General features: G+C 71.1%; 23 protein-coding genes. 15 read left to right on the top strand and 8 right to left on the bottom strand.

What is annotated here, in order from left to right; all coding sequences use genetic code 11:
• Positions 1 to 150: 150 nt before the first annotated feature.
• Positions 151 to 579 (bottom strand): peptide-methionine (R)-S-oxide reductase MsrB, encoded by a 429-nt coding sequence (gene msrB / locus VFW79_RS07955; protein WP_329676773.1) that lies wholly within the window; start codon positions 577 to 579, stop codon positions 151 to 153.
• Positions 580 to 715: 136 nt separating this feature from the next.
• A complete protein-coding gene (locus VFW79_RS07950; RefSeq protein ID WP_414647911.1) occupies positions 716 to 2,203 on the bottom strand; it encodes a DEAD/DEAH box helicase in 1,488 nt (495 codons plus the stop codon).
• A gap of 266 nt (positions 2,204 to 2,469) precedes the next feature.
• On the opposite strand from VFW79_RS07950, the gene VFW79_RS07945 reads away from it, so the two are divergent.
• Positions 2,470 to 5,898 (top strand): EAL domain-containing protein, encoded by a 3,429-nt coding sequence (locus tag VFW79_RS07945; protein ID WP_329676771.1) that lies wholly within the window; start codon positions 2,470 to 2,472, stop codon positions 5,896 to 5,898.
• A gap of 15 nt (positions 5,899 to 5,913) precedes the next feature.
• Here VFW79_RS07945 and VFW79_RS07940 read toward each other — a convergent pair whose 3' ends face one another.
• A complete protein-coding gene (locus VFW79_RS07940) occupies positions 5,914 to 6,630 on the bottom strand; it encodes a PilZ domain-containing protein (RefSeq protein WP_329676770.1) in 717 nt (238 codons plus the stop codon).
• A 285-nt stretch (positions 6,631 to 6,915) separates the two neighbouring features.
• Here VFW79_RS07940 and VFW79_RS07935 point away from each other — a divergent pair, with 285 nt between their 5' ends.
• The 5 genes from VFW79_RS07935 (at position 6,916) to VFW79_RS07915 (ending at position 11,401) form a co-directional block, all read left to right on the top strand.
• Positions 6,916 to 8,883: a putative bifunctional diguanylate cyclase/phosphodiesterase gene (locus VFW79_RS07935; RefSeq protein ID WP_329676769.1), complete on the top strand. Its 1,968-nt coding sequence runs from the start codon at positions 6,916 to 6,918 to the stop codon at positions 8,881 to 8,883.
• A 114-nt stretch (positions 8,884 to 8,997) separates the two neighbouring features.
• Positions 8,998 to 9,672 carry a hypothetical protein gene (locus VFW79_RS07930; protein ID WP_329676768.1) on the top strand — a complete coding sequence of 225 codons (675 nt, stop codon included), beginning with the start codon at positions 8,998 to 9,000 and terminating at the stop codon, positions 9,670 to 9,672.
• A gap of 112 nt (positions 9,673 to 9,784) precedes the next feature.
• A complete protein-coding gene (locus VFW79_RS07925) occupies positions 9,785 to 10,444 on the top strand; it encodes a signal peptidase I (protein ID WP_329676767.1) in 660 nt (219 codons plus the stop codon).
• Complete coding sequence (locus tag VFW79_RS07920; RefSeq protein ID WP_329676766.1) at positions 10,425 to 10,658, top strand: hypothetical protein; 234 nt, start codon at positions 10,425 to 10,427, stop codon at positions 10,656 to 10,658. Before VFW79_RS07925 ends, VFW79_RS07920 begins: the two co-directional genes overlap by 20 nt.
• Positions 10,659 to 10,705: 47 nt before the next feature.
• A complete protein-coding gene (locus tag VFW79_RS07915) occupies positions 10,706 to 11,401 on the top strand; it encodes a DUF1345 domain-containing protein (protein WP_329676765.1) in 696 nt (231 codons plus the stop codon).
• 125 nt (positions 11,402 to 11,526) lie between these two features.
• On the opposite strand, the gene VFW79_RS07910 is transcribed toward VFW79_RS07915, so the two are convergent.
• Positions 11,527 to 13,443, bottom strand: a complete 1,917-nt coding sequence (locus tag VFW79_RS07910; protein WP_329676764.1) for a DUF4914 family protein — start codon at positions 13,441 to 13,443, stop codon at positions 11,527 to 11,529.
• A 488-nt stretch (positions 13,444 to 13,931) separates the two neighbouring features.
• Between VFW79_RS07910 and VFW79_RS07905 the strand changes: the two genes are divergently transcribed.
• Entirely contained in the window at positions 13,932 to 14,885 is a 954-nt protein-coding gene (locus VFW79_RS07905; protein WP_329676763.1) for an ice-binding family protein, read from the top strand.
• 302 nt (positions 14,886 to 15,187) lie between these two features.
• Positions 15,188 to 15,643 (top strand): class F sortase, encoded by a 456-nt coding sequence (locus VFW79_RS07900; RefSeq protein ID WP_329676762.1) that lies wholly within the window; start codon positions 15,188 to 15,190, stop codon positions 15,641 to 15,643.
• Here the strand turns inward: VFW79_RS07900 and VFW79_RS07895 are convergent.
• The gene (locus VFW79_RS07895; protein WP_329676761.1) at positions 15,627 to 15,782 is read right to left on the bottom strand and encodes a hypothetical protein; all 156 of its coding nucleotides are present in this window, start codon (positions 15,780 to 15,782) and stop codon (positions 15,627 to 15,629) included. The two genes, VFW79_RS07900 and VFW79_RS07895, sit on opposite strands and share 17 nt — an antisense overlap.
• A gap of 38 nt (positions 15,783 to 15,820) precedes the next feature.
• Positions 15,821 to 16,219, bottom strand: coding sequence for a hypothetical protein (locus tag VFW79_RS07890; RefSeq protein ID WP_329676760.1), 399 nt, complete (start codon positions 16,217 to 16,219; stop codon positions 15,821 to 15,823).
• A 119-nt stretch (positions 16,220 to 16,338) separates the two neighbouring features.
• On the opposite strand from VFW79_RS07890, the gene VFW79_RS07885 reads away from it, so the two are divergent.
• From VFW79_RS07885 to VFW79_RS07870, 4 genes are all read left to right on the top strand, one after another.
• Positions 16,339 to 17,517, top strand: coding sequence for an MFS transporter (locus tag VFW79_RS07885; RefSeq protein WP_329676759.1), 1,179 nt, complete (start codon positions 16,339 to 16,341; stop codon positions 17,515 to 17,517).
• A 136-nt stretch (positions 17,518 to 17,653) separates the two neighbouring features.
• A complete protein-coding gene (locus VFW79_RS07880; RefSeq protein WP_414647910.1) occupies positions 17,654 to 18,064 on the top strand; it encodes an Hsp20/alpha crystallin family protein in 411 nt (136 codons plus the stop codon).
• 197 nt (positions 18,065 to 18,261) lie between these two features.
• Positions 18,262 to 18,807 (top strand): hypothetical protein, encoded by a 546-nt coding sequence (locus VFW79_RS07875; protein WP_329676758.1) that lies wholly within the window; start codon positions 18,262 to 18,264, stop codon positions 18,805 to 18,807.
• A 192-nt stretch (positions 18,808 to 18,999) separates the two neighbouring features.
• On the top strand, positions 19,000 to 19,446 hold the full coding sequence (locus VFW79_RS07870) for a hypothetical protein (RefSeq protein WP_329676757.1): 447 nt from the start codon (positions 19,000 to 19,002) through the stop codon (positions 19,444 to 19,446).
• Between the two features lie 165 nt (positions 19,447 to 19,611).
• Here the strand turns inward: VFW79_RS07870 and VFW79_RS07865 are convergent, their stop codons facing one another.
• Complete coding sequence (locus VFW79_RS07865) at positions 19,612 to 20,361, bottom strand: hypothetical protein (protein ID WP_329676756.1); 750 nt, start codon at positions 20,359 to 20,361, stop codon at positions 19,612 to 19,614.
• A 372-nt stretch (positions 20,362 to 20,733) separates the two neighbouring features.
• Between VFW79_RS07865 and VFW79_RS07860 the strand changes: the two genes are divergently transcribed.
• Together VFW79_RS07860 and VFW79_RS07855 are read left to right on the top strand one after the other, a co-directional pair.
• Positions 20,734 to 22,824, top strand: coding sequence for a S8 family serine peptidase (locus VFW79_RS07860; RefSeq protein WP_329676755.1), 2,091 nt, complete (start codon positions 20,734 to 20,736; stop codon positions 22,822 to 22,824).
• Between the two features lie 220 nt (positions 22,825 to 23,044).
• Positions 23,045 to 23,338, top strand: a complete 294-nt coding sequence (locus tag VFW79_RS07855) for a DUF4287 domain-containing protein (protein WP_329676754.1) — start codon at positions 23,045 to 23,047, stop codon at positions 23,336 to 23,338.
• A gap of 72 nt (positions 23,339 to 23,410) precedes the next feature.
• On the opposite strand, the gene VFW79_RS07850 is transcribed toward VFW79_RS07855, so the two are convergent.
• The gene (locus tag VFW79_RS07850; RefSeq protein WP_329676753.1) at positions 23,411 to 24,019 is read right to left on the bottom strand and encodes a TMEM175 family protein; all 609 of its coding nucleotides are present in this window, start codon (positions 24,017 to 24,019) and stop codon (positions 23,411 to 23,413) included.
• Between the two features lie 104 nt (positions 24,020 to 24,123).
• Here VFW79_RS07850 and VFW79_RS07845 point away from each other — a divergent pair.
• A partial coding sequence (locus VFW79_RS07845) for a PQQ-binding-like beta-propeller repeat protein (RefSeq protein WP_329676752.1) occupies positions 24,124 to 25,467 on the top strand: 1,344 nt, incomplete at its 3' end.

Genomic DNA, 25,467 nt, shown 5'->3' with positions numbered 1-25,467 from the left:
TTATCGGCACCTGCACCCTCGCCCTGAACCGTTGTCGGCCGGCGTGGCCCGTCGTCATCGGCGTGGTGCGGCGTGTCGGCGGGGACGCGCCGGACAACCCGGGCACGGACTGACAGCGCCCGGGAGCCGTTGCGCAGGTGGGACGCTCGCTCAGGACCCGGACGGCTCGAAGGTCAGGCTCACGGAGTTCATGCAGAACCTGTCGCCGGTGGGCGTCTGCGGAGCGTCGTCGAACACGTGCCCGAGGTGCGAGCCGCACCGGGCGCAGCGGACCTCGGTCCGGACCATGCCGAGCGTGCGGTCCTCGATGAGCTCGACGCGGTCGCCCGCGAGCGGCGAGTAGAAGCTCGGCCACCCGCAGTGCGCGTCGAACTTCGTCTCGGAGCGGAACAGCTCGTTGCCGCACGCGCGACACCGGTACACGCCCTCGCGGTGCTCGTCGAGCAGCGCACCCGTGCCTGGCCGCTCCGTGCCGGCGAGCCGCAGGACCCGGAACTCCGCGGGATCGAGCTCGACGCGCCACTGCGCCTCGTCCTTGGTGACCTCGTAGGCCCGGGCGTCGTCGTTCGTGGGGCTCATGGCGCTCTCCTTCACGGGGTGGCGCATCCGCGCAGCGCTGACGGCGCGGGCGCTCCAGGCACAACAGGCCGGTCCCGCGGAGCATTCCGCCGGACCGGCCTGGTGTGGCTGGGACTGCTGGGTGCTGCTGCGACGCTCAGCGAGCGCGGCGACGTCCCGCGTTCGAGCCCATCGAGAGGGCGACAGCACCGTTCGACCGGCTCTGGCCCGAGCCGGGCGTCGAGGTCGAGCCCGACGTCGACGTGGAGTGCACCGGCCGTGACCCACCGGTGGGCGCGGACGACCGCGAGCCGGTCGAGGCTCCGCGCGTCCCGCCCGAGCCGTAGCTCCGACCCTGCGACGAGCCGCCGCCGGTCGAGCTGCTGCGGCCACGCCCCGCACCGCGTCCCGCAGCGGGGGCACCCGAGCGGCCGCGCGACCCACGCGTGTCGTCGCGGTTGTCGTTCTTCAGCAGACCGTGCGCCTGGACCTGCGCGGCGGTCGGCGCGACGTGCGCCGCGACCTCGCCGACGAGCTCGGCGACGACGCGCGACCCGGCGCGCACCGACTGCGGCTGGACCGTGATCTTCGCCAGGCGGGTGAGCGTGCGCACGTCGCCGGCCTGCTCGGGGAGCATGACCGTCACGACGTCGCCGCCGTTGCCCGCGCGGGCGGTACGGCCCGAACGGTGCAGGTACGCCTTGTGCTCGGCCGGCGGGTCGACGTGCACGACGAGCTCGATGTCGTCGACGTGGATCCCGCGGGCGGCGATGTCGGTCGCGACCAGCACGCGGACGGCGCCCGACGTGAAGGCCTCGAGGTTGCGCTCACGCGCCGGCTGGCTCAGGTTGCCGTGCAGGTCGACCGCGGGGATGCCCGCCGCCGTGAGCTGCTTCGCGAGCTTCTTGGCCTGGTGCTTGGTGCGCATGAAGAGCAGGCGGCGGCCGGTGCCGGACGCGAGCTCCTCGACGACGGCGCGCTTCGTCTCGATGTCGGCGACGGCGAGCACGTGGTGCGTCATCTTCGCGACGGGGGACTCGGCGGTGTCGACCGAGTGCGTGAGCGGGTCGACCAGGTAGCGGTGGACGATCTGGTCGACGCCGTTGTCCAGCGTCGCGGAGAACAGCATCCGCTGGCCGCGCTTCGGCGTCTTGTCCATGAGGCGCTTGACGCCCGGGAGGAACCCGAGGTCGGCCATGTGGTCGGCCTCGTCGAGGATCGTGATCTCGACGGAGTCCAGCGAGCACAGACCCTGCTTGATGAGGTCCTCGAGCCGGCCGGGGCAGGCGACGAGGATGTCGATGCCGCCGTTGAGCGCGCTGACCTGGCGGTTCTGGGAGACCCCACCGAAGATCGTCGTCGTGCTCAGGCGGAGCTGCTTCGCGAGCGGCTCGAGCGTCGCGGCGATCTGCGTGGCGAGCTCGCGGGTCGGGGCGAGGATCAGGCCGCGCGGACGGGCCGGACGACGCTTGACGGTCGAGGCCGACTCGGCCAGGCGGGCCACGAGCGGGAGCGAGAACGCGAGCGTCTTGCCAGAGCCGGTGCGGCCACGGCCGAGGACGTCGCGACCCGCGAGCGTGTCGGGGAGGGTCGCGGTCTGGATGGGGAACGGGTCGGTGATGCCCTGCTGCGTGAGCGTGCTCACGAGGACAGCGGGCACACCGAGGGACAAGAAATCAGACAAAGGAGTATCGCCTTTCCGGCGGTGGAAGGTCGGGGCTCGCGGCGGCTCTGCGGGACAGGTCCCACCGGTGCTCCACGACGTCGAACGCGCCAAGAAGTGCGCGTCAGTACCCCCATTGTGCCTCACGGCACGAGATCGACCGCCCAGAGTGGTCAACATCACCCCACAACGGTCGATGAGAGCGTGTGCGCCGACGCCGTCGATGCCCTGACACCGGAGGAAAGACCGTGGCAGAGTCGGACAACCTGCTCGTCCTGGCACCCTGGACCGCCGGCTTCTACTTCGGAGAGATCATCTCCGGGATCACCCGCGAGGCGGCCGCGGCCGGTCGCCGGGTGATCGTCGCGCAGACCCTGCACACCGGCCAGCAGACCGACCTGCACGTCGCCGCGCCCGACTTCTCGACCCGGTGCGCGTGGGACCACGTGGCCGGCGCCGTCGCGGTCGCCGCCGCAACCCAGGGCCCGTACCTGCACGCGCTGCGCCGGGCGGGCAAGGCTGTGTCGCTCGCGAGCAACGACATCCCTGGCTTCGACGCACCCGTCGTGATGCCCGACAACGACGGCGGCACGCGCGCCGCCGTGCAGCACCTCCTCGAGCACGGGCACCGCCGCATCGGCTTCGTGGGCAACCTCACGCAGTCCGACATGCGCGAGCGGTACGCCGCCTACCAGGACACCCTCGTCGAGGCGGGCCTCGCGCCGCGGCCCGAGGACTTCTACCCCGCGTCGGACAACGTCGCCGACGGCGGGAAGGAGAGTGCGCGCCCGTTCCTCGAGCAGAGCGACCGGCCGACGGCCGTCGTGGTCGCCACCGACCTCAACGCGCTGGGGTTCATGCGCGCGGTCACCACTGCCGGGCTCGACGTGCCCCGGGACGTCGCCGTCGTCGGCTTCGACGACATCGAGGCCGGTGCGTTCGGCAACCCGTCGCTCGCGAGCGTCAACCAACGGTTCGACGTGATCGGTGCGCTCGCCGCGCGGCTCCTGATGGCACAGATCCACGGCGAGGAGCCGAGTGCCGACACGCACGCGCCGCCGTCGCACGTCGTCCGCCGCACGTCGTGCGGATGCCGCAGCCTCGACGACCGCACCCCCCGCGGGCCCGGGTCCGTGCGCGACGAGACGAGCGAGACCCTCCGCCGCCGGCTCGAGTCGGCGTTGGCGACGGCCACCACCGAGGGGAGCGTCGGCGAGGCCGTCGCGACGGCCGTCGCCGCGATCTCCACGGCGACCGAGCGCCTCCTCGGTGCGGGGCACGTGCACGCCGCTGATCGCCTGCTCGACACGATCACCCCGCTCGCCGCCCTGGCCACGCGACCCGGCGCCCTCCTGCTGGTCGACTCCGCGGTCGACGGGTACCTGCGGACCGTCGCCGAGCGCCTGCCCGACGAGGCCCGCACGACCCGAGCGGCCCTCGCCCAGGTCGGCACCCGTGCCTCCGGTGCCCTGTGGCACCTGCAGACCACGTCCTCCCTCGACCGGGTCGCCGGGCTCGAGGCGGCCCTCATCGAGGAGTACGAGATCGGTCGCGCGCTGCTGCGGCACGGGACCGCGGACCCGCGGCGCCTCGACTGGCTCGCCGGCTCGCACGTGCGCACAGCCGTGCTCGCGCTGTGGCGCGGCGACGGGCTCGTGATCGAGGGCGTCCACGATGCCGACGGCCTCCTCGGCGACCTCGTCGGGACCGTCACGACCCCGGAGACGTTCCCGCCGCTCGCCGTCGTCGAGTCGACGAACCCGAGCGTCCGTGAGGTCGTCTTCGTGGTCGCCGTGCGTGCCAACGATCGCGACTGGGGCATGCTCGCCGTCGTCGACACGATCAACACGACCTCGATACGGGAACCGTTGAGCCACTGGGCCGCGCTGCTGTGCGCCGCGTTCGAGCAGGAGGACCTCGCCGCGACGCTGCGCACGAGCGAGGAGCGCTACGGCCTGCTGGCCCGCGCGATGAACGAAGGTCTCTGGGACTGGGACGGCACCACCGGTCGATTCACGCTCTCCGAACGATGCGTGACGCTCCTCGGCATCGACCCCGCGGCCGTGGACCCCGGAGAGGCCTGGACGGCCAACGTCCACCCCGACGACGCCGCGCGCGTCCGGGCGCAGTTCGCCCGCGTCGTTCACGGCGAGCTCGCCATGGTCGAGGTCGAGCACCGCTACCGCCCCCCGCTCGCGACGGAGTACCGCTGGATGCTGGCCCGCGCGATGCCGGTGCACCGCGACGGCACGTCGTCGCCCAAGCTCCTCGGCTCGATCACCGACATCGACGACCGCAAGCAGCTCGAGGAGACGCTGCGGCACAACGCGCTCTACGACGCCGCGACAGGGCTGCCCAACCGCAGGATGTTCCTGTCCGAGCTGACCCGAAGCGTCGAGCGGTGGGTCCTGCAGCGCACGCCGTTCGCCGTCGTGTTCCTCGACCTCGACCGGTTCAAGGTCGTCAACGACTCGCTCGGCCACCAGGTGGGCGACCTGCTGCTGCAGGAGGTCGCCGAGCGGTTGCGGGACGCGCTGCGGAGCCATGACACCCCGGCACGGTTCGGCGGCGATGAGTTCGCGGTGCTGCTCGACGACATCGGACCCGACGACGTCCCGATGGTCGTCCGGCGCATCCAGGACGCCCTCGCGCGGCCGGTCGAGATCGACGGGCACGCGTTGTGGGTCACAGCGAGCATGGGCGTCGCGTCGTCCGCGGTCGACTACGCCTCGGCCGAGGACGTGCTGCGGGACGCCGACACCGCGATGTACCACGCGAAATCGCTCGAGCCCGGCACGTTGTCGTTCTTCGACGCCGCGATGCACGACGACGCCGTCAGCCACGTGCACCTGCAGGCGGCCGTCCAGGCGGCGCTCGACCTCGACCAGTTCGTCGTGCACTACCAGCCGATCGTCGACCTCGTCGGGGGCCGCGTCGACCGGTTCGAGGCGCTCGTCCGGTGGCAGCACCCCGAACGCGGGCTCATCGGGCCGGACGAGTTCCTGCCGATCATGCAGGAGACCGCCCTCATCGTGCGGCTCGGGCGCTGGATCATCGGCGAGGTCTGCCGCCAGATCGCCGCCTGGCGCTCCGTGCACGACGGCGTCGTCACCGTGAGCGTCAACGTCTCCGACCGCGAGTTCTGGCACCCCGGGCTCGTGGACCACGTGCGGGCCTGCCTCAGAGAGCACGACCTGAGCCCGGAGACCCTCACGCTCGAGATCACCGAGGGCGTGATCATGCGCCGGCCCGAGCTCGCCCGCCACATCATGGACGACATGCACAGGACCGGCCTGCGCCTGCACATCGACGACTTCGGCGCCGGGCACTCCTCGCTGCAGACCCTGCACCGCTACCCGGTCGAGGCCCTGAAGATCGACCGGGCGTTCATCACCGGTCTGACCGAGGGGACGACGAGCCTCGAGCTCGTGCGCGCGATCATCGCGATGGCCGACGCGCTGGGGCTCGAGGTGATCGCCGAGGGCATCGAGACGACCGACCAGCTCGCGATGCTGCGCGCGATCGGGTGCAGCATCGGGCAAGGGTTCCTGTTCGACCGGGCGGTGACCGGGGACCGCGCTGCCGTGCTCCTCGGTGGCTCGTTCGCGACCGGCGAGGACGTCGCGTCGGACGACCTCGTGCTCGACAGCCTCTGGACGGCGAGCTCGGTCGGATAGCCGTCCGGCCTGCCGCTACACGGCCCGGAGCCGCTCGCGGCGCTGGTCGCCCTGCGTGCGCAGCACGTAGCCGAACAGCGAGTCCGTCTGCCGCACGGTCATGCCGACGAACCGACAGCCGTAGTGCGTCCCCGTGCGTGACTCCTCGCCGCGCACGACGATCGCGTCGATGACGAACGGCGCGTCGAGCTCCTCGAAGCGGAACCGGATCAGGCTCCCGGTGGCGAGGTCGACGCGCGCGAGCATCCGCATGCCGTGCGCGCTCACGTCGAGCATCGTGAAGTCGATCCGCCTGCCGGTGGCGGTGGCCGGCTCGGTGACCGTCGCGGTCGCCGTCGTCGCCCCGCCGGGGCCCCTGTCGGCCCCGCCGTCGGTCGAGCCGTCTGGCCGGGCCGCGCCGTCGGGGGCCGACACAGGTAGATGCGGCACGACGGTGCCGCGACATGGGATCGCGACGCGCACGCGCACCACCTCACGCTTCTGCAGCGTGGAGACCAGGCCCAGGTCCGCGACGTCGACCTGGTCGGGCGCGACCCGCGACACGAAGCCCGCATAGAGGCACTCGCCGCGCACCTCGTCGAGCACCCGGACCGTCACGTCGTCGCCGGGCGTCAGCCCGACCGCCAGCTGCGGCGTCGCGACCGTGAGCACGTCGCCGGCGAACTCCAGCACGAACCCGTCGACGATCACCTCACCGTCGACATGCACCGTGCAGAGGGCCAGGTCGTGCATCGTCGCTCTTCGTCCGTCCAGGGTCCGAGGTCCGTCCGCCGCAGCGCGGAGAGACACCTTTGTCGACGTTATCGACCGCCCCGGCGAGTTCTGCGGACTTGGCGGGGTGAACTCGCCCGCGCCGGACCCGCTGGCCACGCCGACTCGGCAGGACTCGCCCAAAACGTGCACCGCGCCCTACTGTCACCCTCAGGGCCGCCACCGCGTTCGCCCCCCGCCGTCACTCGTCATCGTGAGGTCCCGCTGTCGAAGGCACGCCGTCGTTGGTCGCTGACCCGGTACTTCGTGGCCGTCAGCGTCATCGGCATGCTCGCGCTCGGCGCCGCGCTGATCCTCACGATGTCGAACATCATGCAGGGCCAGGCTCAACGCAACGGCGTCGCCTCGGCGCAGACGGTCAGTCGCTACGCGAGCGCGGCCGTCCCACCTGACGCGTTCACGCTCGGCGTCGTCGACCCCACGCAGCACGCTGCCGTCACCGCGTCCATCGAGGGCTTCGCGGGTCGGCTCGTCGGCCTACGGCTGTGGACCCGCGACGGCGACATCCTGTACGACTCGCAGAACGCCGCGACCGGGTTCCCGGACGGGGACCGCCTCGACGCCGCCGTCGCCCAGGGCACCTCGGACGCACGGCTCATCACCGATGTCGAGGGCGCACAGGCGGGCGGGACCGAGCGTCAGGTGCTCGACGTCTACGTCCCGGTGCGCGACTCCGGCGAGATCGTGGGCGCGGCCGAGGTGATGCTCGACTACACGCCGACGGCCGAGGCGCTGCGCGCCGCCATCCGGACAGTCGCGCTGGTCGTCGCGGGGGGCCTGCTGGCGCTGTGGCTCGCGCTGTTCCGCACGGTGCTGACCTCGTCGCAACGCCTGCACGCGTCGGCCCTCGACAACGCCCGCCTCGCCCTGCTCGACTCCCTGACAGGACTGCCCAACCGGCGGATGCTCGCCGACCGCATGCGGCGCACGATCCTCGAGGCCAAGCTGGCCGGCACGCGTGTGGGCCTCGTCCTGCTCGACGTGGACCGGTTCAAGGACATCAACGACTCGCTCGGGCACGATCGCGGTGACGAGCTGCTCGAGCTGGTCGCGGACCGGCTGCGCGGAGCCCTGCGCGACAACGACATCGTGGCGCGGCTCGGCGGTGACGAGTTCGCAGTCCTCCTGCCCGACGTGCGCTCGATCGAGAACGCCGAACGGCTCGGGCACCGGGTCAGATCGGTCTTCGCGACCCCGTTCCTCCTGGGTGACCTTCCCCTGCACGTCGAGACGTCGATCGGGGTGGCCTGCCTGCCCGACCACGCCGACGACGCCTCGGACCTCATGCGCAAGGCCGACGTCGCGATGTACACCGCCAAGACGCACCGGCTCGGCGTGGCGGTGTACTCCCCCGACGAGGACGACTCGTCCCCCGCCCGGCTCGTCCTGCTGGGCGACCTGCACCGTGCCCTGGCGGTCGGAGGCGAGCTCGAGCTCCACTACCAGCCCAAGGTCGACCTGCGCTCGCGCCGGACCGTCGGCTTCGAGGCGCTCATGCGGTGGCGGCACCCGACCCGCGGGCTGCTGCCCCCCGACCTGTTCATCCCGCTCGCCGAGCAGTCGGGCCTCATCCACGAGCTCACCCGCTTCGCGCTGACCACGGCCGTCGCCCAGCTCGCCACATGGCGCGACGCGGGCCGGAACGTCCCCGTCGCGGTGAACCTCTCCGCGCACGACGTCGCGTCACCGACGGTCGTCGAGCTCATCGAGCGCCTCCTCGACGAGTACGACGTCCCCGCAGCGCTGCTCGAGGTCGAGATCACCGAGACCGCGCTGGTCGCGGACCGGTCGCGCGTCGTGCCGGTGCTCGAGCGGCTCAGCGCGATCGGTGTCCGCGTCGCGATCGACGACTTCGGCACCGGCAACACGTCGATCTCCCAGCTCCTCGACCTGCCGGTCGACCTGCTCAAGATCGACCGCATGTTCGTCATCGACCTCGCAGCCGACAAGCGCGACGGCTCCAGGCTCGTCGTCAAGGCCATGGTCGACCTCGCGCACTCCTTCGGCCTGCACGTCGTCGCAGAAGGCGTCGAGGACACCGCCACCGCGGACCTCCTGCGCGAGCTCGACGTCGACCACGCCCAGGGCTTCCTGTTCGCTGCCGCGCTGCCGCCCGACGACCTCCCGCCGCTCGAGGGCCCGCCCGAACGGTGGACCGGCCGGGTCCGGCGCGCCCAGCCCAATGCGACCATCGGCGGCGAGGTGGGCGTGTAGCCCCGGCGGCCTGCGGCATGATGGTCCACTCGGGCGAGTGCCCGATCGGGCCTCAAGCCCGGACGGCAACCTGCCGATGCAGCACCCAGTCGACCGCTCTCTCGAGGGACCTTGATGGACGAGCTCTTGCAGGAGATGATCACGCCCGCGCCGTCGCGCAGCGACAAGGCCCGGCGCCGGCGGCTCGTCTCGACATTCGCCATCGTCACCCTCGCGGTCGTCGGCATCACAGCCCTGACGACCTCTGCGCTGTTCACGGACAACGAGGCGATCGTGGGCGGGGCCATCACGACCGGCACCGTCGACCTGTCGACGAGCGGGGTCCTGACGTTCGACGTCCCCGCGCAGGGTCTCGCACCAGGTGACGCCGCGTTCGCGACGGTCGACGTGAAGAACACCGGCTCGCTGGCCTACCGGTACGCGGTCCAGTACCAGGCGACCGACGTCCCCGTGCCGCCCGCCACCGCGCCGACCGCGTCCCTGTCCTCCCAGCTGTCGTTGAAGTCGTACGTGCTGGGTTCCGGCGGGGTCGGCTCGTGCGACCACACGGGTACCGACGCTGCCGCCCCGCTCGCGTCCGTCGGGCCCACACTCACGACCACTGGCCTGACGGCGTTCATCGGCGACCCGGCACAGGGCGCCCAGACCGGCGACCAGACGCTCGCGGCGACCGACGTCCAGACGCTCTGCTTCCGTGTCGACCTGCCGACCACGACGACCAACGAGTTCCAGAGCACGTCGACGACGATCACGCTCCGCTTCGACGCCGAGCAGACGGTCAACAACTGAGCGAGCGCGCGCACACTAGATCCTGATGACCAGGATCCGCAGTGCTCTGCACCGCGTTCCGACCGAGCGTCGGGCCGCCCCGACGCGAGTGCGACGCCAGCCCCGACCCCGCGTGCCCCTGTGGCGACGCGTCGTCATGGTGACGCTCTGGACGGTCGTCGTGGTGTTCGCCCTCGCCTACGCGACGTCGCTCGCGGTGCCGCTCTGGTTCCAGGTCCACGGGCAACGGCTCCTGATCGTGACCTCCGGGTCGATGTCGGGGACCGAGTCCGGTGGGTTCGACGCGGGTGACGCCGTCGTCATGCGGAAGATCACCGATGCGTCCCAGCTCAAGGTCGGTCAGGTCGTGTCGTTCGTGCCGCCCGGCTCGGACCACCTGGTGACGCACCGGATCGTGTCGCTGCACCAGCTGCCCGTGATGCAGCAGGACCCGACGACGGGTCGCATGGTCGAGACGCTCGACCCTGTCACCGGCAAGACCCTGAAGAAGCCGTACATCATCACGCAGGGCGACGCGAACTCGGCGCCCGACCCGGACGCGACGCCGCTCACGCGTGTCCGCGGCGTCGTCCTGACCGTCTATCACGAGTGGGGCTGGGTGCTGCAGTGGGCCCGCTCCGCCGACGGACGGTTCGCGATGCTCGCTCCCCCGCTGCTGGCCCTCATCGTCATGGAGGTCCTGTCGCTGGTGGACGCGCGGCGCGCAAGCCCCGAGCAGCCCCGCGAAAGGCACCCGAACGAGGTGGCGGTCGATGACCTCCTCCTCGACTGACCGCCGGCTGACCGACGAGCGGGCCCGGTCGCGCGCCCGGCTCGGTCGCCTCGTCGCCGCGCTCGTGCTGGGGCTGGCGGCGCTGACCGGAGCGGCCCTCGAGTCGACGTCGTCGCTGCTGACGGACCAGGTGACGGTCGACCTGGGAGTGACGACCGCCCCGGACTTCAACCCCACAGCGACCGCGACCCCCACCGCCACGCCAGCCCCGTAGGGCGTGCCCCGACCCGCCCCGACGGTGCCACGGCTACTGTGCGGAGCATGCGCTCCGGACGCCCGACAGCTCCCTCAGGATCCGGCTCGAGCGGACGGTCCACCGGGGCCGATGGGCTCGGCGCGTCGGCGCGGACGCGGCTCGTCGCCTCGCTGGTCGTCGGGCTGGTCGCCGGATTCCCGCTCTCCGTCGTTGCGACCTGGCGGGTCGGGCTCCTCGCCGGCTGGATGGCCGCCGCCGCGACCTTCGTCACGTGGATGTGGCTGACGATCGCCCGTATGGACGCGGAGTCCACCCGGGCGCACGCCGTGCGCGAGGACTCCGGGCAGGCGCTCACCGACGCGGCGATCCTCGTCGCCGCCGTCGCGAGCCTCGGCGCGGTTGCCCTGCTGCTGCTCGGTGACGCCTCGATCGTCGGCGGCAAGCCCGCCCAGGCCGCGATCAGCCTGGTCAGCGTGGTGCTCGCCTGGACCATCGTGCACACGATGTACACGACCCGGTACGCGCGCCTGTACTACGGCGGTGTCGTCGGCGGGGTCGACTTCAACGGGACCGAACCGCCCCGGTACACCGACTTCGCGTACCTCTCGTTCACGATCGGGATGACCTACCAGGTGTCCGACACCAACCTGCGCAGCACGGAGATCCGCGCGGCCGCACTCCGGCAGAGCCTGCTGTCCTACGTGTTCGGGACGGGGATCATCGCGTCGATGATCAACCTCGTCGTCGGGCTCGGCAAGTAGCCCTCGGCACGTAGCCCTCGGCCAGCAGCCCCGGCACGGGAACGGCCCCGCCCGCCCGGTTCGGGCTGACGGGGCCGTTCGTGTCCGACGGTCGGGTGTGGTGACCAGTCAGTCGATCGTGGCGCTCAGATGTACAGGGGTGTGAGCGCCACGTAGTCGTCGATCGAGCCGTCCCGCATGCAGACCTCGATGATCTGGCGGCCCAGCGGGTCCAGGTCGTCGGTCAGGAACTGCGCGAGCTCGCTCTTGAAGAAGTCGGTGATGATCTTGGCGCCGGCGTCGTACGCCTCCTCGCCGACCTGCGACTGCTGGTCGGGCCGGAGGAACGTCGGCCGGATCAGCTGGCCGTCGATCTTCATCTCCTTGAGCGTGTAGCCGAACAGGCTGCAGCGCGACGCGACGAGCTCGTCGGCACGGAGCCTGCCGCCACCGCGACGTGCGAGGTACTCACGGGTCAACCACTCGGCCGCGAACCCGACCTTGTACGCACCGATGTGCTGGTTCGGGGTCAGGATGTAGCGCGTGCGGTAGGAGTCCACGAGCTGCTGGAGCAGCAGGTTCGCGGCGGCGACCTTGGTGCCGGTCGAGAACGGCCAGTACGAGCCGACCCCTTCGGCGACCATGCCACCGTGCGACAGCTTGTCCGTCGCGGCCTTGCTCTCGCCGATCGACGGGTTCTTGTCGCCGCGGGGAGCGATCAGGCGCCACAGCCACGCGAGCGACGGCGGCACGATGTGCATCATCCCCATGATCCCGTAGGTCGGGTCGTGGCGGGTGCACGCCGGCATCCGGGCACCGAACGTCCGGACGTCGATCGCCTCGGGCTCGTTGATGACCCCGTGGATGAGGCGACGCGGCACCACGACGCGGGGGTTGGGGCACGGCTTGCCGTTGGAGTCCATGATGTGTTCCCACGGCAGGCACGTCGCGTCGGGCACGCCCTCGATGTTGAAGAAGACGAGCGGCTCGTCGGGGTGGATGCAGACGCGCTCGAAGTTCGCGTCCTCGCCGTACAGCTTGAGGTTGTCGACGCGCACGAACCAGCCGTCCTCGGCGTCGGCCACGACGAGCTTGCCGTCGCCGCGCTGCAGGTCCTTGTGGCACAGGGTCATGTCGTCGGTGATCGGCGCGAGCGCGCTCGTCTCGCCGAGCGTGATGACGTACGGCTCGTCGGTGACGACGTTCGTGCCGAGCAGGATCCGGCCGTCCTCCTGACGACGGATCTCCTGGCACATCTCCGACTTGCCGCCGCCGGACGCGCCCTCGTGCATGATGACGGTCTCGTTCTCGTAGGGCGTCGTGACGCGGACCGAGGACGCGTGGGCCGTGACCCAGCCCTCCTGCTCACCGATGTCGAGCAGGACCGAGAACACGCCCTTCTTGGCGCTCGGTCCCGGGTACAGGTTGTACGCGAAGACCTCGTGCAGCGTGGTCGAGCGGTCGTGGACGACGACCTGACGGCCACCGAACTGGGTGTGCCGGAACGGCGGGGCGACGTAGATGATCGAGCGCGGGGTGAAGTCACCGATCTGGTCGAACGTGACCCAGCCCTGCAGGTCCACGAGCGTGAGCGCGAAGAACGCGGCGTTGACTGGACAGATCGCGAGCGACGGGTAACCGTGCGTGAGCCCACCGGCCATGAACGGCACGACGACGAGCTCCTGGCCCGCCAGCCAGTCCAGCGTGTCCTGCTTGACGGGCGCGAACTCGGAGCCGAAGACGTCGCGGTACCGCGGCTTGTCCGTCGGAAGGTCGTCGGCGATGCGCATGCAGTCCGGGTCACGCCGGCGCATGTAGTCCTCGGGGTAGTTGACCGCGATGCCGTTCTTGCACCGCACGACCGTCGCCTCGGTCATCGGGACGCCGTCGACGTCGTAGTCGACCGAGAAGATCGGGCCACCCTCAGGCCCGAGGCACAGCTGGTAGAGCTCGGCGCGGGAGGACGGGACGATGACGTTCGGGCAGGCGTCGAGCGCAGCCTGCACGTCGACCGGAAGTGTCACGTCGGCAGGCAGGGTCAGTCTGGACACAGTCTGGCTCACGGCTTCTCCTTCGTCGGACCACCTGATCGAGTCGGCACCGGGGGGCCGGGCCCCCGGATCGGACCTCAGCTCGGGGGCAAGCGCACCGTACTCTTTGCCGGGAGATTACGACTCGATGGCTCAGGGCGTCTGGGACCTTTGGGTGAATCCGCCCGTGACCAGGGCGAGGCTCCCCTGACGCGTCTCACCATGCGGTCTAGGTGAGGCCCCGTACACTTGCTGCAGGTCGTCCTCCCGCCAGTCGGGATGTAAGACACTCATCGTCCGCACAGGAGTCGCGGACCTCTCCGGTAGCTCCGCCGATCGTGGGTCATCCCGACGGCTCAGCAGCACCGCGACCGCCTGGACACTCCCGATGTCTCCGCCCGTCGGGCCGCGAGCATCGCGGCGGTCACGTAACCACCGAACACACGCCTCCAGGTTCGATGCGAGCGGCAACGACGCCGGTCGGATCGCCCACCCACGCTTCACGATCAAAGGATCGACCGATGACGCTCTTCACTTCCAGCCGGGGTGCGAGCCGCACGCGTGCGGCCGTGGCGCCCGCCGCGACGCTCGTCGCCATGACATCGGTCGGGCTCCTGATCGCTCTCGCCGGCTCCGCCCAGGCCGCGACGCCCGCCCCGCCGCTCGGGACCGCCGACAGCTTCGCAGTGCTCGCTGGGGCAGGCGTCACGAACACCGGCCCGACGACCCTCAGCGGCGACCTCGGGTCCTACCCGACCCTGACGATCACCGGTGACGCCTCGATCGTGTTCGCCAGCGGGGTCAACCATGCGGGCGACGCTGTGACGCAGGGCGCGCAGACGGACCTGACGACGGCCTACGACGCTGCTGCGGGCGCAGGACCGACGTCCCCGATCACGGCCGATCTCGCCGGGATGACCTTGATCCCCGGGGTCTACGCCTCGGCCTCGTCGATGGGCCTCTCGGGTGAGGTCACGCTCGATGCCGGCGGCGACCCCGCAGCCGTCTTCATCTTCCAGGTCGCCTCGACGTTGACGACCGCGCCCGGAAGCCACGTCACCCTCGCCGGCGGGGCGCAGGCGTGCAACGTGTTCTGGCAGGTCGGCAGCTCGGCGACCCTCGACACGAACTCGGTCTTCCGGGGCACGGTGCTCGCCATGACCTCCATCACGGCCAACACCGGCGCGACGATCGAGGGCCGACTGCTCGCCCGCAGCGGCGCGGTCACCCTGGACACGAACACGGTCACACGCCCGTCCTGCGCGACGGTCCCCACCGCTGCCGCAACGGTCGCAGCGGCCGCCGCGGCCCCCCAGGTCACGGCGGTCCCGTCCGGCCCGGTGAGCACGGGTGACGGCAGCACGGCTCCCGGTGCGACCACCGGCGGCGCCGGCTACCTCGGCGCCGGTGCGGCTGTCCTCGCCCTGGGTGTCGCGGCACTCGTCGTGACGCACCGCCGCCGTGTGAACGTCTGACCGCACGCACGCAGTTGCCCGCACGCATCGAGAGCCCTCGCCCCCGCTGGACCCCGTCCAGGGTCCTGACGGGGACGGCGGCTCTCGTCGTGGCCGTTGTCGCCGGGGTCGCCGGGTGCTCGACGTCCACGGAGGGCGTCCCGTCACCGACCGCCTCCACGGTCTCCGCGGCACCCCCGTCGTCGCCGACCGCAACGCCGACCGCACCTCCGGTCCCGTCACCCTCGGCCAGCCCGCCGTCCGCATCCGCCCCGCCGGTCCCGTCCCCGGGGGTCTCGCTCGCTGCCGTTGCGGCGAAGCCCATGGCCCGGTCCGTGCCTGTCCGCCTCGTGATCCCGGCGATCGGGGTCGACTCGAAGCTCATGGAGCTGGGTCTGCACGACGACGGGACGATGGAGGTGCCGCCCGCCGGCTTCCCTGCCGGCTGGTACACCGGCGCACCGACTCCCGGCGAGCTCGGTCCCGCCGTCATCGCGGGACACGTCGACTGGACCGGGCCGGGGGTGTTCTACGACCTGCACAAGCTCGTGGCCGGCAACGAGGTCCGGGTGAAGCGCGCGGACGGCACCACGGCGATCTTCCGGGTCACCCGGGTCGAGGAGTACCGGAAGGCCGCGTTCCCGACGGCTGAGGTGTACGGCGACATCGCCTTCGCCGGACTGCGTCTGATCACGTGCGGCGGGTCGTTCAACAAGCGCACCGGCCACTACGAGGACAACATCGTCGCGTTCGCGGAGCTCGTCAAGCCCGCCTCGTGAGGCGTCGGGCGACGCCGGGCACGACGACGCCCACCTTCATCCCGGGCCTGAGGTCGCCGCGCACGACCATCGCCTGGTAGGCGGCCATCCCCGCATCGGTTCCCAGCGCCGCCAACTCGAAGCTCAGGCCGTCGGGCATCGGGACGAGGTCGCCCGCGAGGTCGATTCGGCAGTCGGCTAGAAGACGTCGACCGTCGCGTCGAGCGCACCCTGGAGGACGACGAGGTTGAGGATCGCGACCGCGATCTTCGCTGCACCCAGGAACGCGAGCGCCCACCACAGCACGCGCGTGGCGACGTTCACGGGGCGGACAGCCAGGACGGCCAGCAGCCCGGCCACCACGACAGTCGTGGCCACCATGTACACCGGGGTCGACCCGATCAACGCCTGGCCGGCCGCCGAGAGCGGGTTCCCCTCCCGGATCCCGCCCACGTGGCCGACGGCGGACGTCGTCACCATGTCGATCACAGCCCCGGCGATCGACCACCTCGACAGGTTGCGCCGCCAGCTCGGCCGCGCCCAGGACGCACCGGTCCGGCCCACCCAGACGCGCAGCGTCGGGCTCGGCAGCGGCACGTGGGTGTCGATGCTCAGCGGTTGGAGATCGGTGGTGTCGATACTCGCACCTTCGGCACCGGACCGGCGGTGATGAGGGTTCCGCGTCGCCGGCAGGAGCCTGGGGTAGCGTCCGCACCGTGCGCAGGATCACCCCGTCGAACGTCGTGCTGATCGGTCTCACCAGCATGTTCGTCGACCTGAGCACCGAGATGGTCTACCCGATCGTCCCGCTGTTCCTGACGGCGACCCTCGGGGCCACCCCAATGGTCGTCGGGGTCATCGAGGGCATCGCGGAGAGCCTCGCGTCGTTGCTCAAGGCGTTCAGCGGGTACATCGGCGACGTCCGCCAGCACCGCAAGCGGCTGACGTTCCTCGGGTACTCGGGCTCGGTCGTCTACAAGGTGCTGCTGCTCGCGGCCGGCTCGTGGGGCGGTGTGCTCATCGCGAGGGTCGTCGACCGCGTCGGCAAGGGGATCCGCACGGCGCCGCGGGACGCCCTGATCGCGCAGTCGAGCGACCCGAAGAAGCTGGGCGGCTCGTTCGGGATCGCGAAGATGCTCGACATGGCCGGCTCGTCGGTCGGCGCGCTCCTCGCCGTCGTCGTCGTCGCCACGGGAACCGCATACCGCGAGGCGTTCGCATGGTCGATCGTCCCGGCCGTGCTCGGCATCCTCATCATCCCGGCCGTCCGCGAGAAGCGAGTCCCGCTGCCCGACGGCGCCCGGACGAAGCTGCTCGGCGTCCACCTCGGGCTGCGCCTGCGGCTGTACCTCGTCGCCGTGCTGATCTTCTGCATCGGGAACTCCTCGAACGCGTTCCTGCTGCTCAAGGCCTCTGCTCGGGGATTCTCGGCGACCCAGGTCATGCTGCTGTACCTGGTCTTCAACGTCACGGCGTCCGTGCTGGCGATCCCGGCCGGACGCTTCTCCGACCGGTTCGGTCGCCGGTCCATGCTGGTCGCCGGCTACCTGCTGTCGGGGCTCGTCTACCTCGGCTTCGCCTCCGTCACGTCCCAGCCGGTCGTGGTGGGCCTGTTCGCCGCGTACGGCGCGTGCACCGCATTCCTCAGCGGTGCCGAGCGCGCCTTCATCGCCGAGGCGGCCCCGTCGCACCTGCGCGGCACGGTGCTCGGCATCTACGGCACGCTCCAGGGCATCGGGCTGCTGCTCGCCTCGATCATCGCGGGTGCCCTGTGGGACGGCGTCGGCTCGGACGCACCCTTCTGGTTCGGTGGGGCGCTCGCCCTGCTGGCTGCGGCCGCCGTGTCGGCGATCCTCGACCCCCGGGTGCGTCGCCGACAACGCGCCGTCGTCTGAGCAGTCTCGTCCTCGGTGCGTCAGCGCCGTCTACCCACGCAGGACATGCGGTACAGCGAGGTCTAGCGTCGAAGCTGGCGGGGCTTCAGCCGACGCCCTGCGCGGAAGCCGTCCTGCAAGGGAAGGGAAGTGGACCATGTCCATCGTGCGGCGCGAGCGGACCGACCTGCCGGACATGTTCCGGCGGTTCTGGGAGACCGACTGGGACAAGCCATGGCTGCGTGTCGAGGAGTTCGTCGAAGGCGACGCGCTCGTCGTGAGGGCTGAGCTGCCTGGCATCGATCCTGACAAGGACGTCGACCTCGCCGTCGTCGACGGGGTCCTGCACATCACCGCCAACCGCGAGGAGAAGTCCGAGCACAAGGAGAAGGACTCCTACCGGTCCGAGTTCCGGTACGGCTCCTACTCGCGCAACATCCCGCTCCCAGCGGGGTACTCCGAGACCGACGTGAAGGCCACCTACCGCGACGGCGTCCTGGAGATCCGCGTCCCCACCACGGAGCAGCCCAGGGCCGCGGGCGTGAAGATCCCGATCGCGCGAGGCTGATCCAGGCGCGCACGCCGACCGCATCCCGCCGTCGTGAGATGAGGTCGGCGTCGTCGTGCGCGGACGCGGGACCCGGCAGATCCACAGCCCATATCGCCACAGAGCGACCCCCGACGCCCCTAGGCTGTTCGAGAGTCCTGTGCGCTGGCTGTATGCGTCGGGACGTCACTCTGCCCCTGCCGACACGGAGAACCGCCATGAGCTTCCAGACCCCGCCGCCGCCCCCCGGCAGCTACCCCTCGGCGCCGCCGCCCGGCAGCTACCCCTCGATGGCTCCTGCCCCGTGGGAGACGCCCGCCGTCCAGGGCCCGCCGCCCAGCACCGTCGTCAACGCCTTCAAGCTGATCCTGGTTCAGGTCGCGCTGAGCCTGGTCAACATCGTGGTGGCGCTGCTGACGACGGACGCGATCAGGGAGCAGGTGCGTACCAGCTCGCCGTCGCTCGACCAGTCCATGGTCGACGCCGCGGCGGGCGTGGCCATCGCCATGGCCGTCGTCTTCGGCCTCATCGGCATCGGCGTGTGGATCCTGGTCGCGTTCAAGGTGCGCGCGGGCAAGAACTGGGCACGCATCCTGACCTTCGTGTTCGCCGGCCTGGGCCTGCTCAGCGGCCTGGCGTCCTTCGCACAGCCCGCCTCCGCTGTCAGCCACCTCCTGGCGGTGGTGGCCTTGGCCATCGACATCGCGTTGATCGTCCTGCTGACCCGCGGGCCGAGCGCCGAGTACTTCCGTCGCAAGTACTAGATCGCCAGCCAGCCACCAGCGTCATCCGGAGCGCCCCTTCTCGCCTGCGAGGAGGGGCGCTCTGCGTCGTGGCGGCACGCGCGGCGAGACGCCCCCCTCGACGGCAGGGACAATCGGGGCGATGGTGTGTATGCGCAGCGCTGCGCCGCGATCGTCAACGACCTGGCCCCTCGGCCGGAGAGGCACGTCGACATGACCACTGAGATCGTCGGTACACCAGCCGTAGACAGGGCCGCCCTCGAGTTCGTCCTCGACCACGAGAGGCGAGCGGGCCGCGAGCCGATCGACGCCCGCTCCACCGCGTCGACGCCGGCCGACGTCGTCAGCGGCGACCGGCTCATCGAGGTCAAGGCCTACAGCGGGACCAGCCGCGGCAACGACCTCTGGCTCGAGACGCCCCAGGCCCAGGCCGCGGTGTCCCGTGGCAACGTCCACCTGTACCTGGTCGAGAGCGTCGGTCAGGGCGACCCGGCGCTGTTCCGGCTGCTCGACATCCACGGCGAGCTGCTGCGCCGACTCATGACACGCGCGGTCGAGCGCAGCTATGTCACGGTCCCGTGGCCCGAGGTCGAGTACGACGCGCTCAGCTCGACCGAACGCGCAGGCGTCAACGAGGAGCGCGCGTCAGACCCGCGCTGACCGTCGGTCCACCTCCGGCGAGCCGCGTCCGCGTACCACTGGGCGAACGGGGCTCCCGGAGGACGAGGAGCGCCGCGAGCGCGCCCGCAGCCCACCACAGGTCTTCGTGAAGGTCTTCGTGACCCTGCAGCAGGGCGTCGAGGTCCGGTAGCACGCCGGGTGGGCTCAGCCGTCGGTCTTCAGGCAGCCGAACCGCGTCGACGTGAGCTCCACGGAGTACGGCGAGTCGGCCGAGCACAGGCCCGAGTCGGTGACGATCTCCGAGATCACGTAGTCGTGCGACGACGAGCACGCCACGGGCTCGAGCATCGCGGTGCCGTCCTCGCCGGTGGCGTCGTTCCAGCAGCCGCCGACCGCGTCGGACCCGGCGACCGGGCTCCCGTCCGACGTCTGGGTGATCTGGACCAATGCCGTCACGCCGACGGCCACGCAGACCGCGAGCGCGCCGACGACGACGACCCGGCCCGTCGGGTTCGCGCGCGCGCCGTCGGTTCGCGCCGCCCGGTAGGCGCCGAAGGCCCGCCAGAAGAAGAGTGCACCGACGATCATCCCGCCGGTCCAGACTGTGCCGCCGGACCGCGACCGGGCCGCGAGGATCGCCGACCCCGCTCCCAGCAGGAAGGTGACGACGCCGATCAGGAACAGGGTCCATGCCGTGCGTCGGGTCGCCACGACGTTGACGTCGGCAGCCGTTGCCAGGGTCGCCGCAGCTGCGTCACGCACGGACCTCGGGTCCCACGCGGGCACCGTCGGGTCGGCGAACCCGACCGGCGGCACGAAGGCCTCGCCGGGCTCGGGCACCCAGAAGACCCAGCCCTCGGGTGCGGCCGGCCACTCCAGCTCGGGCTGCCATCCGGCGGGCGGCTCCCAGCCGACCGGTGGGCTCGGCCAGGTGGGTGGGGGGTTGTACCGCATGGCGGTGTCCTCGCTCTGTCGCAGGTCGTCGTGACGGGCACCCACGGCCTGGTCAGATGCCAGATCGGTCCGATCAGGGGGCACCTGATAATGGCGTGCCACACGCGTCGGCGTGGGCGGTTCGGCCGACGAACCTGGATGCGCACCGCGGGGCGGCGCTGCTGCTGCGGAATCGTTGCACCCTTCGCCGCGACGTGCCGACTGCCGATGTACCCGAAGGTCATGGCGGAGCAGTGCGTTGCAGCCTGGTTGACCCCTCATGATCGGGTCGAGCCGACCGAACGGTATGACGCACCCCTCGCCCGGGCAGTGGCTGGGGGCGCAATGAACCTGGCAGTGCCGCTGGGCCGAGAAGCCGGAAGGACCACACGCGTGCTGAGCATCGCTGCGACCGGAGTCCGCACCGCGATGACCGTGATTCTCGCTTCGGTGCTGTCCCTGACTCCGCTGACGGCGCTCGCAGCCGCTGATCATGCCGTCAGCGCGTCGGCGACGGCCGACGGCTCCGCCAGCACCTACATCGTGCAGGTCGATCCGGGCAGTGCCGGTGTCGTTGCCGAACAGCTCGCTGGCCTCGGTGCCGCACCGCACGCCGAGTTCACCCAGGCGTTGGACGGGTTCGCGGTCAACCTCACGGCGCCGGAGGTCGAGTCCCTCAAGGTCTCGCCCCAGGTGGCTGACGTCACCCCGAACCAGGTGTTCACCATCACGGGCACGCAGGCACCCGCGCCGTGGAGCCTCGACCGGATCGACCAGCCGTCGCTGCCCCTGGACGGCCAGTACTCGTACCCCGGCGGTGCCGGTGCTGGCGTGCCCGTCTACGTGGTCGACACGGGCGTCACCCCACACCCGGGCCTGGGCGCACGTCTTCTCCCTGGGTACACCGCGGTCGCCGACGGCAACGGCACGACAGACTGCAACGGCCATGGCACCCATGTCGCCGGGACGATCGCCTCGACCGGCTACGGCGTCGCCAAAGCCGCTCTGATCGTGCCAGTGCGGGTGCTCGACTGCACGGGGTCGGGTTCCACGGTGCAGGTCATCACCGGCCTCGACTGGGTCGCGGCACACCACGCTGCCGGAGCTCCCGGGGTGGTCAACCTGTCCCTCGGTGGACCATTCGACGCCGCCTTGAACGCAGCCGTGGCCGGACTCGTCGCCGACGGGCTGACGGTCGTGGTGGCCGCCGGCAACGACGGCGGCGATGCCTGCACGCGGTCGCCGGCGTCAGCACCGGACGCCGTGACGGTCGGCGCCTCAACGCCGCAAGACGCGCGCGCGTGGTTCTCCGACTGGGGCAGCTGCGTGGATGTCTTCGCTCCCGGCGTCGGGATCGAGTCGATCTCGGCGACCAGCCCCACGGCGGTCGTGACAATGTCCGGGACGTCCATGGCCGCTCCGCACGCCGCTGGCGTCGCCGCGTTGTACCTCGCGCAGGACCCCACCGCCACTCCCGCGCTGGTCACGGAGACCATCCTGTCCGGCGCGAACCCTGTCGTCACCAGCCCGGGCCCATCGACGACCAGGCGATTGCTGTCCTCCCGCGCCGCAACGCCGAGCGCACCGCCGTCGGTCTCCGCGACTTCGGTGGCCACCACGACGTTCACGATCGTGTGGGACGCCCCGACCACCTCCGCTGCTCTCGTGACCGACTACGTCGTTCAGCGATCGTCCGACCGGTCCACGTGGTCGGCGGTGGCGCGCGCACCTTCGGTCGAGCGCGCCCAGGCTGTGGATGGTCTGCAGGCCGCCACCGGGTACTGGGTGAGGGTCGCGGCCGTCGCCGGGCTGGATGTCGGCGCGTGGTCGACTCCGATCTCGGTCACGACCCCGCGTGCGCCGACAGCGACTGAGCTGTACGTGACCAGCGTGTATGCCGCGCTCTTCAACCGTGCCCCGGACCCGAGCGGGATGTCCGGCTGGACCGCGGCGCTGGACGGCGGCACCCCGCTCAACGCCGTCGCTGATGCGATCACCTCCAGCTCCGAGTACCGCGCAGGGCTGATCCGCGAGTCGTACCAGACGTACCTCGGGCGCGAACCGGAACACGCAGGCCTCCAGAACTGGCTGGGGGCCATGAATCAGGGGCTGACCATCCAGCAGATGCAGGCCGGATTCGTCGCATCGGATGAGTATTACGCGCGGGCCGCAGGCGACCCCTCTGGATGGATCGGCATGCTCTATGCCAACGTGCTGGGTCGTACGGCCACGCCCGACGAGGTCGGCGCGTGGACGACGGCACTCTCCGGCGGCGCGTCTCGCGTGGAGATCGCTCTCGGCTTCCTGATCTCGAGCGAGCACCTCTCGACAGTCATCGACGGGAACTACCGGCACCTGCTCGGGCGCAGCATCGACCCGACCGGGCAAGCCGGTTGGGTCAGCGCGATCCAGCAGGGAATCCGACTCGAGGCCGTCATCGGCAGCATCGTCGCGAGCCCCGAGTACTACTCGAAGAACACGTGATCGGCGCGCTGGCGACGTCAACGCACCGTGTCGCGTCCGGCGGTGAAACTGACGTTCGCCGGTGCTGCTAGCTCGGAACAGTGGCGCTCTTCGCCGCGACGTGCCGGCCGCCGATGTAGCCGAACGTCATGGCGCGGCCGATTGTGGAGCCCGGCCCGGGATGGGTCCGGCTCGACTTGGCTGTGTCCGCACCGCACCGCACCGTGACGGAGGTCGATCCATGTCGTTCCAGGCGTACCTCGACGCGATCGAGGCCCAGACCGGTCTGACACCCCGCCAGCTCGTCGACCTCGCCCGCAGCAAGGGGTTCGACGAGCCGGGGGCCAAGGCGGGCGACGACGTCGCGTGGCTGAAGGAGGACTACGACGTCGACCGCGGGCACGCGATGGTCCTGTGGGACGTCATCAAGAACGGGCCGCAGATCAGCACCAAGCACGTCGGCACGACGGGCGCCCGCAGCGACGAGTCGGACACGCTGTGGCTCGACGGCAAGGCGACGCGACCGCAGCCGTAGCAGAACGACGGACTGCCGACCCCCGCGTGACGCCTCCGGACGCATGCGAGCGGAGACGTCCGCGGGGACGCGTCACTCCTTCGCGCCCGGCACCGCGATCCGCTCGATCCGCCTGTCCGGGATCAGCCACAGCGCCGCGACCGCGACGTACAAGCCGTACGACAGCGGCGTCCACACGAACGCCGCGCCGATGCCCAGCGCGTACAGGACCGGCGAGACCTGCCCCTTGCGGTCGCGTCCGACAGCCCGTGCGAGCACCCCGCGGGACCCGCCCTCGCGGACGATCATCCTGCTCAGCACGAAGTAGGCGACCGCTGCCATCAGCAGGATCAGCCCGTAGAGCGCGGCAGGAGCCGCGGCGCCGCGGCTCTCGCCGAGCAAGCCCGTCGAGAACGGGACGAGCGAGAGCCAGAACAGCAGGTGCATGTTCGCCCACATGATCGAACCGCTGACGTGATCGGCCGTGCTCATCAGGTGGTGGTGGTTGTTCCAGTAGATCGCGATGAACACGAAGCTGAGGACGTAGCTGAAGAGCACCGGGACGAGGTGGGCGTCGACGAGATCGGCGAACGTCGCGACATGCCCCTCCTCGAACGCCGGCACGCGCAGCTCCAGCACCATGATCGTGATGACGATGGCCAGGACGCCGTCGCTGAACGCTTCCAACCGGCTCGTGCGCATGGCGCCGACTATCGCCGATGGCCACGCCGTCGTCCAGGTGTCCTCTCGAGACAGGCCGACCGGTCTCGCCACCGCGCACGGACGCGGGTCGGTACTGTCCGGTCATGGCACGACGCGGCGAGATGCAGGAGGTCGAGCTGCTCGACGGCGTCGACGACGGCGCCGGCCATGAGCCCGGCGTCGGCCCGCACCCCGGCGCGACCGCGCGGACGCGCGTCAGGCGCCGGTGGCTGATCGGCGGCGCTGCGGCGCTGGCGGTGACGCTCGGCGTGGCGCAGTGGGTCGTGACCGCCCGCGAGAGTGCCACGCTGGCCCGGCTCGCCCACGTCCCCGGAGTGCTCTCCCCCGTCGACGAGACACTCGACATCGTGCGGCGGGTCCCGGCCGCCGACGTGGCGGAGCTGTTCGGCGTCGCCGGTGCGGGGCTCGAGCGTGCCGAGGACGGCTCGCAGAGCTTCACGTGGGTCGACCCGGCGGGCGGCCCCGGCTGGACGACCGAGCTGCTCGGCCCGAACGCCGCGCTGGCCGGCGCACACCATGTCTTCGGAGGGACCAGCTGCCCGACCGACAACGCACCCGCCACCGACATCGGCACTGCACACCGGGTTGTCTGCCTGGTCACCGACGGCGGCACACCCCTGGAGGACGGGGGCACCCACGAGGCCGTCCCGGCGAGCAGCCGCCAGGTCGTCGTCCTGTCCACCAAGGACGGCGCTGTCGAGGCGCGGTGGCCGCTCGAGCGCGGCCAGGCCATCGCGCTGCTGCCCCCCGACATCGTCGTCGTCGGCTCGATGGCAGCGGACTCCGGTGAGGTCACCGCCTACGACCTGCTGACCGGCGACGAACGATGGACGCACGAGGCGCACCTCATGACCGCGACGGGCTACGCCGAGGGCGGCATGGGTATGAGCCTCTTCCGGGCGGGAGACCTCGTCGCGTACTCGACGCCCGAAGGACGCCTGACGCTGCTGTCAGCGGCCGGTGACGTCGTGCGCGACGACCTCGGCTACCAGGGTGACGTCGGCGGGAGCTGGATGATCGACCCCGCCACCGGCACGCTGGTCGTCCAGTCGCACACCCGTGACGGGAAGGCCCACTCGACGGTCCTCGCGGTGGACGGCGATCCGGCCGGGGATCTGACGGTCGACGGGCAGCTGGTCTACGCGTCCGTCGACGACGGCAGCGTGCCGGGACTGATGCTCAGCTACGACACGGCGTTGCACGGCTGGGACAGTGGTACACGGACCGCTCGGTGGTCGCACGACGCGTACCAGACCACCAGCGCGGTCATCCTGCGCGGCACCGTCTACGCCGCGACCGCTCGCGGCATCATCGCGCTCGACGGCGCGACGGGCGCGCCGCTGTGGAGCCGCGAGGGCAACAACACCCTCATCCCCGGGACGTTGTTCACCGACGGCCGCCACATCCTCCTAGCACCCGACACCTCC

It is taken from the genome of Cellulomonas sp. (assembly GCF_036279715.1).
Lineage (GTDB): Bacteria > Actinomycetota > Actinomycetes > Actinomycetales > Cellulomonadaceae > Cellulomonas_A.
Note: the sequence above shows the minus strand (reverse complement) of the source record. Positions and strands in the feature narration are given on the sequence as shown.